At 68.1% G+C, this 10,303-nt stretch carries 11 protein-coding genes, 1 tRNA gene and 4 pseudogenes; 11 read left to right on the forward strand and 5 right to left on the reverse strand.

Annotated elements, in window-relative coordinates:
- Positions 1-73 precede the first annotated feature (73 nt).
- On the reverse strand, positions 74-508 hold the full coding sequence (locus P1P75_RS35260) for a MarR family transcriptional regulator (protein WP_319263217.1): 435 nt from the start codon (positions 506-508) through the stop codon (positions 74-76).
- Between the two features lie 309 nt (positions 509-817).
- On the opposite strand from P1P75_RS35260, the gene P1P75_RS35265 reads away from it, so the two are divergent.
- Complete coding sequence (locus P1P75_RS35265) at positions 818-1,195, forward strand: helix-turn-helix domain-containing protein (RefSeq protein ID WP_086771247.1); 378 nt, start codon at positions 818-820, stop codon at positions 1,193-1,195.
- 446 nt (positions 1,196-1,641) lie between these two features.
- Here the strand turns inward: P1P75_RS35265 and P1P75_RS35270 are convergent.
- Positions 1,642-1,953 (reverse strand): annotated as a pseudogene (locus P1P75_RS35270) (dehydrogenase); the annotation flags it as partial.
- Positions 1,954-1,983: 30 nt separating this feature from the next.
- Between P1P75_RS35270 and P1P75_RS35275 the strand changes: the two are divergent.
- From P1P75_RS35275 to P1P75_RS35315, 9 genes and pseudogenes are all read left to right on the forward strand, one after another.
- Positions 1,984-2,154 (forward strand): annotated as a pseudogene (locus P1P75_RS35275) (DNA-binding response regulator); the annotation flags it as partial.
- A gap of 366 nt (positions 2,155-2,520) precedes the next feature.
- Positions 2,521-2,925 (forward strand): WXG100 family type VII secretion target, encoded by a 405-nt coding sequence (locus P1P75_RS35280; protein WP_319263201.1) that lies wholly within the window; start codon positions 2,521-2,523, stop codon positions 2,923-2,925.
- A gap of 45 nt (positions 2,926-2,970) precedes the next feature.
- Positions 2,971-3,275, forward strand: a pseudogene (locus P1P75_RS35285) (WXG100 family type VII secretion target).
- Entirely contained in the window at positions 3,275-5,023 is a 1,749-nt protein-coding gene (locus P1P75_RS35290) for an RNase A-like domain-containing protein (RefSeq protein WP_319263202.1), read from the forward strand. Before P1P75_RS35285 ends, P1P75_RS35290 begins: the two are co-directional and overlap by 1 nt.
- An 11-nt stretch (positions 5,024-5,034) precedes the next feature.
- Complete coding sequence (locus P1P75_RS35295) at positions 5,035-5,643, forward strand: hypothetical protein (protein ID WP_319263204.1); 609 nt, start codon at positions 5,035-5,037, stop codon at positions 5,641-5,643.
- 10 nt (positions 5,644-5,653) lie between these two features.
- Positions 5,654-5,959 carry an RNase A-like domain-containing protein gene (locus P1P75_RS35300; RefSeq protein WP_319263205.1) on the forward strand — a complete coding sequence of 102 codons (306 nt, stop codon included), beginning with the start codon at positions 5,654-5,656 and terminating at the stop codon, positions 5,957-5,959.
- A gap of 12 nt (positions 5,960-5,971) precedes the next feature.
- A complete protein-coding gene (locus P1P75_RS35305; RefSeq protein WP_319263207.1) occupies positions 5,972-6,661 on the forward strand; it encodes a contact-dependent growth inhibition system immunity protein in 690 nt (229 codons plus the stop codon).
- Positions 6,662-7,243: 582 nt separating this feature from the next.
- Positions 7,244-7,612 (forward strand): type II toxin-antitoxin system RelE/ParE family toxin, encoded by a 369-nt coding sequence (locus P1P75_RS35310; RefSeq protein ID WP_319263209.1) that lies wholly within the window; start codon positions 7,244-7,246, stop codon positions 7,610-7,612.
- Positions 7,612-7,935 (forward strand): helix-turn-helix transcriptional regulator, encoded by a 324-nt coding sequence (locus P1P75_RS35315; RefSeq protein ID WP_319263211.1) that lies wholly within the window; start codon positions 7,612-7,614, stop codon positions 7,933-7,935. Before P1P75_RS35310 ends, P1P75_RS35315 begins: the two co-directional genes overlap by 1 nt.
- Positions 7,936-8,358: 423 nt before the next feature.
- On the opposite strand, the gene P1P75_RS35320 is transcribed toward P1P75_RS35315, so the two are convergent.
- The 3 genes from P1P75_RS35320 to P1P75_RS35330 form a co-directional block, all read right to left on the reverse strand.
- Positions 8,359-8,805 (reverse strand): hypothetical protein, encoded by a 447-nt coding sequence (locus P1P75_RS35320; protein ID WP_319263213.1) that lies wholly within the window; start codon positions 8,803-8,805, stop codon positions 8,359-8,361.
- Positions 8,802-9,068, reverse strand: a complete 267-nt coding sequence (locus P1P75_RS35325; RefSeq protein ID WP_319263215.1) for a hypothetical protein — start codon at positions 9,066-9,068, stop codon at positions 8,802-8,804. Before P1P75_RS35325 ends, P1P75_RS35320 begins: the two co-directional genes overlap by 4 nt.
- A gap of 177 nt (positions 9,069-9,245) precedes the next feature.
- Positions 9,246-9,318: transfer RNA gene (locus P1P75_RS35330), tRNA-Arg, on the reverse strand.
- Positions 9,319-9,856: 538 nt separating this feature from the next.
- Here P1P75_RS35330 and P1P75_RS35335 point away from each other — a divergent pair.
- A pseudogene (locus P1P75_RS35335) lies at positions 9,857-10,303 on the forward strand (ATP-dependent DNA helicase); the annotation flags it as partial.

A 10,303-nucleotide genomic window follows, 5' to 3' on the forward strand; every position in this document is an offset into this window, starting at 1 on the left:
GAGGGGTGGTGTGCAGGGGGAGGCCGTCGGCCAGACCTCGGTGGGAGGGGTGGCGTGCAGGGAAGGCCGTCGGCTAGGCCTCGGGCTCGGAGAACACCTCGGGGACCTTGTTGTCGAGGACGACCCGGGCGAGGAGCGCGGCCAGCCGGTCGCGCTCGTTCGCGGTGAGCCCCGCGGGGAGGGTCTCCACGCGTCGGCACGTCTCCTCGTAGAACTCGTGCGCCAGTCGCTCCCCCTCCTCGGTCAGCCCGACCCGCACGGCCCGCCGGTCCCGCGGATCACCCTCGCGCCGCACCAGCCCCCGCTGCACCGTCCGGTCCACCAGCCCGGTCAGGCTCGACTTGGCGAGCCCCAGCATGTCGCCCAGCTCGCTCATGCCGTACGGCTGCGGCATCAGCACGCACAGCAGCTGACCCTGTTGCGGAGTGATGCCGTAGGCACGGCTCGCCTCCGCGTACACGGCGTTGACGAGGAACGTCGACCTCACCAGCGCGGTCACGACGCCCATCTGCTCACCTGCGGCTTTCCCCATGCGGGCAGCGTAACGTCGGGACGTCGGGACAGCGGATGGCCCGAGCGCGGCAATCGGCTCCCGGCGTCGTGGCCCGGCGTCGTCGGCGTGAGAGACGTCCAGCAGCGGCAGCTGCGCGAGCGACACCGTCCCCGACTGCGTCAGTCCGGGCGTCCTCGTGCTGGCGCTGACCGCGGCGGGCATGGCACTAACTCTCCGAAAGTACCGCCCTCGGAGTACGGTGTAAGGATGGGTACGGGCATGGGCACAGGCGCAGGCGCGGGTACGGCCATGGAAGCGAGCGGCATGACGTTCGTGGACCGTGTCCGCAGCGAGGGCGGCGACGGCGCGTGTCCCCATCGCCTGGTCCTGGAACACGTCACCAGCCGCTGGGGCAACCTGATCCTGATCGCGCTGCTGGACCGCTCGTACCGCTTCAGCGAGCTGCGCCGCACGATCGGCAAGGTCAGCGAGAAGATGCTGACCCAGAGCCTGCAGACGCTGGAACGCGACGGCCTGATCCACCGCGACGCCAAGCCCGTGATCCCGCCCCGCGTCGACTACTCCCTCACCCCCCTCGGCCGCGAGGCCGCCGAACAGGTCCGTGCTCTGGCCCAATGGGTGGACGAACGCATGCCGGCGGTGGAACGGGCCCGCGAGGAGTACGACGCGAGGCGGGCGTGAGCTTGGAGAGGCGTGAGCCTGGAGAGGCGTGAGCCGGGAGAGGCGTGAGCCGGGAGAACGGATGAGGCCTCAGTCGCCGGAGTGCCCACAGGCAGATCTCCCGGGGAGTGCCCGAGTCGTCGTGCAGCGGCGCACCGCCCGACCCACCGCGACCGGGGAACGACGTCGAAGTCCTTGACGTGGGCGCGGGCCGGCTTCGCGGTCCCCAGCAGCTCGCGGGCCTCCTCCGCGGCCACGGGCTCCACCGTGTCGTGGTCCAAGTGTCGTCGGGCCCGACGACCCGGACGATGTCCAGGATCGAGTGCGTCCCGGACCCCTGGACCACCTCGTCTCGCCGAGGCCGCCCATGACATGGCGCGGCACCGGCTGCCTGCGACCGTCGCCCGCATCCAGCGGTCCCCGCGGGACCACGAGGAGTTCCTCCCGCCGGCGGAGCCGCCGCCCTGGGGGATCGGGTCCAGGGCTTCGGCCGTGGCGGCTCCGAAGGCGCGGGCCAGGGTGCGGTGTTCGGGGTCGGGGTCGACGTAGAGCACTTCGGAGGCGCCGAGGGCGCGGGCGATGTCGCAGACGTACAGGCCGGTGCTGCCGCGGGCGACGACCAGGACGCGTGCTCCGGGACGGGTCCTGAGGTGCGGGGCGATCAGGCGCCAGGCCAGGGACCAGTCGTCACTGGCCGAGGCCATGGCGACCGGGTCGAGGCCGGCCGGCAGCGGGACGAGCATGGCGTCGGCGTAGGGCACGCGGACCAGGTCGGAGAATGGCCCCGGATCGACGCCCCAACCGCAAGGGTTCTGCGCACCCTGTCCTCCGGCACCACCGACGAGACAGCCCCACGCGAACTCGGCATGTCGCTGTGCACCTACCGCCGCCGGGTAGCCGAACTGCTGGTCACCCTCGACGCGGGCTCCCGATTCCAGGCCGGACTACGCGCGGGCGAGATGGGCCTCAACCGCGGCTGACCACCGGTCTGCACTCGCATCGGCCACGACGGCGAGTGCGCCGGCCGATCAGGCGCACGTGTGCTCCGCCGGCGGCCACTGCCCTTGGTCACGCGGTCGGGGTTGTCGTCAATCACGGCTGGCCGCGCCGATACCGCAGCCCTCAGTTACCTGGGCCGGGTCGCCCGGCTGCCTAGCCACCGGAGGGCAGCCACCTGGCAGCGAGAGTTGAAAGCTGCCTCATCACGATCCGCTCCGGGCGCGCGACCGTACATGCAGGGAAGGACTTGCTGCTGCCATGGCTTGAAGTGAAGTTGTTAGGGTGATGCGAATATGTCAAGTGGCGGGCCGACTAGCGGCGTTGGTGACCACAAAGCGGGGGATGTGATGAGCGGCGCGGGTGAACAGCCTCGGCTTCGGGTACAGGACGACCGGCTGACGGACCTGGCCGGTGATCTCTACGGTATGCAGGACCACCTGGACAAGCAGGTCCGACGCATGGACGCGATCGTCGACCGGATCGAGGCAGGTTGGCAGGGACCTGCCGCCCGTGCCTACCGGGACCTCCACCGGGGCGCGGCTGAGGACGCCGTACGCATCCGCATGATCATCCAGGCTGTTGAACAAGCCGTGCGGTTGAGCCGGGACGGGTTCTCGGAGCATGACCTGGAGGTCATGGCGCAGCTACGGAAGATCCAGGTCAAGACGGACGTGGAACGCGAAGCGGACGCGCTGTCGACGCCGAACGCAGAGGTACCCGCCGCGCCGCGCAGCAGCCTCTCCGACCTCTGATGGCTCATACGCCGACCGACGACTTCAGCCTCGGAACGGAGAAGCATGGTGGACGACGACCGCATAACCGTCGACTTCTCGACGCTCTGCAGAACCTTTCCGGAGACCTTGAGGACATTCTCAAGCACCTCAACGAGCAGCTGGACCTGCTCTACCGCCGCGCGGAGAAAGTGGTCCTGAGCTGGGAGGGCGAAGCCCGCGAGGTGTTCATCGACAAGCTGGATGAGTGGGGTCGGTCCGCAGCGGATCTTCAGGCAGCCCAGGCGTGGCTGCACGACGTCGTGGTCAACGGGGAGATCAACTACGCGGCGGCGCACCGGGCGGTACTGCGGGGTTGGGGTGCAGCCTGATGGCTGATCTGCCCTCGGACAAACAGCGGGAGCGGGAGCGGGACCAGGCCAGGACCGCGCCACCCGGCCAAGGGGTGGGCCGCTTCGACGTGCAGCCTCAGCATCTCTACTTCACCTCGCTCGTCGTGCGGGACGGCCAGTTCGACTACGACAAGCAGGCGAAGACGCTGACGGACACGCTGGACAAGTACAGCCAGTCCGCGGGAACGGGCTGGGGCGCGGACTCCTTCGCCGATCGGTACGGCATCGTCGCCGGGAAGTTCCTGGAACTCTGGGCGAAGAGCGTGGTGGCGGTAGGCGGTGTGGCGGTGGGCCTCACCCAGACCGCGAACAACTACGTGCAGGCGGACTGGGCGGCGAGCAAGGGCAAGGGCGAGCCACCGGAGGAGAAACAGCCTCCAACGGTGATCACCACCGCGCCCAAGTACGGTCCGCCGAACGACCTGACGTGGCGGGGGGAGGGCGAATACCACGACTCGTGGGCGATTTCTGGAATCCTCGGAGAAGTCCCGGACTTCCTCATGTTCATCATGAAACCCGTGGTCGACGAAGGGCTGCGACTCGGCCGCGTCCACGAGATCACGCCGGGCGTCAAGGAAGAGGAATTCCGCGACATCGCCGGGGCCTGGCGGGAGGCCTCCAAGGACGTGAAGAAGGCGGCGGACGACTTCACGGACGCGATCTCCTACATCACCGACCCCACGGGCAACGGTGAATGGCAGGCCGCAATGAAGGCTTTCTGCCAGACGATCTGGGGAACCACGGCATGGGGGAAGGTCCGTGACCAGCGGGCCGAGGTGACTCCCAAGAAGGGCGCCCGGAGCTGGAAGACCCACGGGAAGATGGACCCCGCCACCAGGCGCCCGATCATCGAGGTTCTCGACAAGAGCGCAAACGTCGTCCAGAAGCTCTTCGACGACCTGGCCGACGTGGGCCAGAAGACCAGCGAGACGACCACGCGCCTGGCCAAGGAGGCCGCGGAGAAGACGGTGAAGGACCTCACGACGGGTCTCGATCCGTTCGAACTCACCAAGCTCGCGGTCGGGCTCGTGGTCGCGGAGGTCGTCCTGACCTTCCGGTCCCACATGGACAAGGCGGCAATGGACGCGGCAGTCGAGGCCTATCACGAGGCGTTCGGCGATGCCGCGGGCAAGCTGGCCACGCTCGAGTTCGAGCTCGACGAGGCGCTCCTGAGCGTGCCCACGTTCCAGGCGGAACGGGCTCGGGCGCAGGGGTTCGGTGCGCGTTCCCTGAACGAGTTCAAGAAGGAGCACAGCTGGCAGCTACCGGAGAGCCAGTTCCCCTACACGTACTCGGTGGACCTGGCGGCCGCGGAAGGGATGGGGAACGGTCATACCCTTGACAAGCATGTGGGGAAAACCGACGAGCAGCTGTTGCAGAGGATGAGAGACGAGAGCAAGGCGGACGGGACTCCCAAGATCCCCGGTGCGTCCACGTTCGCCGACATGGAATCCGCTCAGCGGTACACGCAGTACGCCTTGCGCGACAACACTGACGAGATCAACACGTGGCTCAGTGGAAACCCGCCGAAGCCGATGGAGGAGTTCAACACGGCGTCCGTTCCGCTGCAAGGTCCCTTGGCCGGCGACACGGTGACCGGCCGGGGCACCTCGCTGGTCGACGGGAAGATCACAGAGGTGCAGAACACCAAGGGAGTGTCGCTGCGCCTCATGTACGACCCGAGCCTCGACCCGCCCTACGTCGTCTTCAGCTCCATGCCCAAGTGAGAGAGACCCCGATGGACAGCGAAACCGAGCCCCTGCGTCAGGGCGGTCCGCAGACGCACCTCGATGCCAATGCGTGGGCGGCAGCGGTGGACATGTTCGGCAACCGGTACTCCTTCATCGCGGTCGGCCCGCGCGTACACGAGGACTGGCTGCCCGACGTGGCCGCGGTGATGCACCGCGAGGTCGCCGACCCCCGTGGCTGGCGGGGCCGGGATTCCGAGCAGGGAGAAGAGGAACTGGAGGAGGACGCCGCCTTCCCGTTCCGGGTTCCGCCGGCGGATGAGGCCGGGGCCGCGGAGTGGCGCAGCCGGCTGTTCGAGATCCCGCGGTCCGCCGTCGTACGGCTGCTCGTCATGCTGGCGACGGACGGCATGGACGTGTCGCGGCAGTACGGCTTCGCCGACCGCAGGATGGGCATGGAGGAACACGCGCAGGTGATCCTGTCGCGCTTTCCGGAGGGCTCGCAGTTTTTCACGAATACCCGTCACGACGGCGGCCACCCCGACTTCTACGAGAAGGTCACCGGCTGCTGGCCGATGTCCCAGTACGCCTGGGACTTCGGACTGCTCGCCGTGTCCCGTGAGGAAGTCGGCCTCATCTGGTCGTTCGACGCAAGCTGAAGTGGAAGTCATGACCGTACGGACCCGCTCGGCCACGTACCCCGACCGAGAAACCGCCCAATGGGCCACCCAGCAGGTGGTGACCGCCAACGAGCAGAAGATCCACCGCTGGCTCGCCCAGGGCACCCGCGCCCGCCTCACCATCGAGGCAGCCTGGCCCTCCCGCGAGGCGTCCGTCGGCCGCGTACTGCTGCAGGCGATGATGCTCGCCGGACGCGAGCCCGTCGATGTGCGCGCGGCGCGTGTCGTCCTCAAGCGTGAGCCGAACCGTCCGCAGGGCTTCGTCGTGTTCACCACCGTCCCGATCTACCTGTAGAGGTCCAGCGCCGTGTCCATGAAACCGCTCGAGTTCGATCGCCGCTACGGCGAGTTGGACCAGGTGATCAGCGCGTACACCGGTATGTCTGCTGACGACGAGCCGGACAAGCCGAGCGAAGCCCTCCGGGCCTACCTGCGCCACACCTGGCACACCCGCCCCTGGGCCCTGGCCACGGCCGAACAGCAGATCCGCGAGTACGCCCGCAACCCACCGGGCCGGCTGCGCCTGAGCCTCGGCGAGTTCTACCCCATGCCGGACGTCGGTCTGCCCGAATCGGCGATCCAGGACTGGCTTCTCGTGATCGCGGATCACCTGAAGCGGTCGATCGAGGAGGGTGAGGTCCCGCCCCCGGTCGATCCTCGCACCCATTGGGAGTGGCACGCCCGCTTCCCCGAGCTGGGCCAGTTCCTTGGCGGTTGGTTCTCGCAGGACATGCCCGACGAGTTCGACGACCACGACGCGGCCGTACGCGACTACACCGCCACCACAGATCGGCATCTGGTTATCCGCCTCACGGGCGAGCTCCACGAACTGCTCGCCCTCGCCCTGGAAGAGTCCGACTACGCCCTTGCGATGGCGGAGCTGGGCATGGAGGTCGACCCACCCAGTCCGTACTCCCCAAGCGGCTGGCTGGCCCATCTCGCGGACTGTCTTGGCGGATTCAAGGCAGACTACGGACCCGGACCGGCCGCGGGCTGACCTCATGCCCTCTTCGCTCACTTCGCCCCGAGATGCACGCGAGCCCAGCAAGATCTACGAGGAGCTGTGCTGACGCAGCTGTTGGACTACCGGCACCACGGCCAGGCAGAGCAGCGCGGTTCCTCCGAACGCCGCACCTGCCGAGAGCAAGGCCGCGGGAGCCGGGGTGCCGTCGGGGGTCTCGCTGCTCGGCCGGCTCCGGCAGTGGAATCCGCAGCGACGGCGGCGGTCTGGAGCTGGTCGGCGGCCTTCTCGTTGACCAACTTCGCCGCGCGGCGTACGGCCCTGTGAGGTCCTCGCGTTTGCGCAGAAGCGAACGGGATCGTGCTGGAGTTTCCTCTGGGCAGGGCTGTGACCTGCGGAAACGTCTGCTGATAGCTGTCTGGCCTGGGAAAACTCTGCTCGGCAGTTCTCACGCCTTTGCGAGGCTTCCCGTCCTCATGTGTGCCGAATCCGTTCTGGGTCGGCCGGAGGCAGCGACCTTTTCGGGCGGGTTGAGATGGCAGCGCGGTCTGGGTCAGTGCGGCTCCGAGGTCCGTGGCGGCTTGCGGTATGCATTTGGAGGTATATATCGTTGATTGCATGACGGGGCGGTGGGAGATCGAGATCGAACCCGAGGTACGGGATTGGCTGGAGCTGCTTCCGTTCCGCCTCTACCGGCGGGTCGAGGACAAGACGGACCGACTGCTGGACGAGCCGACGACGCTCGGCGAGCCGTATTCACGGCACCTGGGTGGCAAGTTACGTGAGCTCCGCTTCGAGTTGGACGGCGAAGCCGTACGCATCCCGTACTGGCTCGCGCCAGGACAACGGATCGTGCTGCTGACCGTCTTCCGTAAGACGAGGATGCGTGAAGCAGCGGAAGTCGGGCGTGCGCACCAGGCCCAGAAGGTCTGCGAGGCCGAGCACGACCATGCCCGGCACACATACGAGCGGCGCAAGGAGAGCTGATGAATCACAGCACATGGAGGACGCGCCGGACCCGGCAACTTGCGGGTGAAGCGGTGGAGTACGACCAGGAGTACGTCGACGCGCGGTTGGCCGGCGATCTCGGGCAGGCGGTCTACGACCGTCGGATCGAGCTCGGCCTGTCCCAGACCGAACTGGCCGAGCGGGCCGGGATGACGCAGCCTCAGGTGTCCAGGATGGAGGGCGGCGACACCGTACCTACTCTCCCGCTGCTGCGACGCCTGGCCAAGGCCCTGGACGGCACCTTGAACCTGGCTATCGACGAGGGTGACTCCCGCGTCACCTTCACCCCGCACGCCGCCTGAAACGCGACGACGTGCCGTCCGCGCTCGAAGTGCTGGATGCCGAGGAGTGAGGCGGTACTGCGCGCAGAAAAAGTAGCCAGACGTAGGTAGGTCTGGCCCGCCCTGGCGCTGTGCCGCGCGCACGAAGGCTCTCCCGTCCGCCGGACGGAAGGGCCTGTCTCTTGCCGCTGCCCTGCTGTGGCGCATGGCCGGCTCCCCGGTCGAGTACGAAGACGGCTCGGGGAAGCGGCGGACCGCCCACATTCGACACGTTCGCGACTGAACGGAACTGCACGTTGTCGACCAGAGCCAGATGAAGAGGAGTGATCCAGTGACCTGAGTCGGAGAGTCGCCGGAAGTAGGCGGCACGCATCGAGGACCACTCCGGACTCCGGACCGCATGCTGATCCAGCGAACTGCCGGAGTGAGGCGGGCAGCGTTCCGTCAGATCTTCTCGACTCGCACGGGGTGTCCCGCGAGGAGTTGATTCATGTCGTCGGTGTCGGAGGTGAAGACGGTTGCCTGAGTTCCTTGCACGGCTTCTCGTCCGGCCACAGCCGCCAGAATGGCGTCGATGGCGTACTTGTGCCCGTGCAGGCCGGCTGCCTTCAGCATGTCGCGCGCCATGGCGATCACCTGGTCGTCCGTGTGCACGATGCGGATCCGGGACAGCGTCCAGTTCCACAGTGCCTGCCTCGACGTTTCGCGAGGGTCCCATGCCTCCAAGGTCGTGAGTGCCGAGGTGACGATCGGGATGTCCAGCCGCGGAGCCGTCTTGATCAGCGCAGCCATCTCCCGATCCCCCTGAACCGCCTTGGAGAGAGCCCCGGAGTCGAACACGAAGACGCGCTGTCGCGGCCGGTGCGGTTTCGCTAGGGCGGTGCGGCTCACGCGGCCTCGTCCGAGTGTGATCGCTGCTCGTCATGCCAGCCGTCCATCGCGGCGATGCGGTCCAGCGCTGCTTGCTGCTCGTCTTCCGTCACGGCGCCGTACTCTTCTTCGAGGCGTTCGGCCAACTCGCGCAGTCGGTCCATGGCGTCCTGATGAGCGGCGGCGGCCGCGATGTAGCCGGATACCCCGCGCGCGTCGACGCGCTCCTTGATCGATTCCACCAGCTCTTCCGGCACGGTGATGGTGATCTTCCGGGTTGCCATACTTCGAGTATGCCATGTTCGCACGGCTCGGAGCCCGCCGGATGGTGCGGAGTCTTTGGGGGTATTCGGGAGATCAACTCTCCGTCCGCTCACGCAAACGGCCCCGGACGAGGAGTCCGAGGCCGAATAGGGCCCCTCCCTGGGGGAGAAACCCCAGGTCAGAGCAGTAACGCGTTGTGCCCCCGGCAGGATTCGAACCTGCGACACCCGCTTTAGGAGAGCGGTGCTCTATCCCCTGAGCTACGAAGGCAAACCGGTGCGCCAGCGGTGTGGCACGCCGCGGCCAGTGTAGCGGGTGGGAGTGGCTGGGCGTGGTGCCGCCCGCCCGGCGGCAGGGGCGCGCCCGCCCGGCGGCAGGGGGGCGGCAGTCCGGCGGCAGGGCTGGCGGTCCGGGGTCACTCCCGTCGAGCATGGGGCACCCGAGGCCGAGGCTCACCCGTCGCGTCGGCGTGGTTCCCGAGGCTTCCCAGGGGGCGACGTCGAGGCGGAGGTCGCGTCACATCGTCGCTGTCCGGCATTTCCCGCACGGCCGTACCGCCCGCCGCTCGGTGTTTCCCTCGGGGCGGTCGCCGGGTGGCTGCTGCTCGACCGGTCCCAGAGCGAATGACCGGAACGTGCCTGTAGCCAACTGCTCAGGTGTGTGATCCGCAGGGGCGTGCAAGTGAATCGCACTCCTCCGGAAATCCTGTACTGACTGTTCGTCACCGTCCGGTCTCTGATAGTTGTTTCAGCGGGGTACGGGCGTCAGCCCGTAGCGGTGTTCCTTCGACGCCGCAGGGAGGACGCACATGGGCACCACCACTCGGGACAAGGTCCTCGCCGTCGAGCAGAAGGCGGTGGACCACGCCTACGACTGCTACACCGCGCGGCTGGCCGAGATGAGCGGAACGTCGGCCGCCACGGCGTCGGCGAGCGGCAAGGACGGCATCGCCAACCGGGCCGAAGCGGAGGCGCGTGCCGCCTCGTACGGAGGGCTCGGCGGCGAGTCCCTCGTCTTCGCTCGCGTCGACGCGCCGGAGGAACCCGGCGCGGCACCCCGGCCCTGGTACATCGGGCGCCGTGGCGTCCGGGACGAGACGAACGAGCCCGTGGTCCTGCTGTGGACCAGTCCGCTGGCGAAGAAGTGGACACAGGCGCGGGCCGAGCACCCGGGCGACGTGGTCCTGCGGCGGCAGTTGCGCTGCGTCGAGCGCATCGTCGAGGGCTACTTCGACGAGATCGCCCAGCCCCAGCCC

Origin of the sequence: Streptomyces sp. ID05-39B (genome assembly GCF_033794725.1) — a bacterium.
In the GTDB taxonomy this organism is placed as follows: domain Bacteria; phylum Actinomycetota; class Actinomycetes; order Streptomycetales; family Streptomycetaceae; genus Streptomyces; species Streptomyces bobili.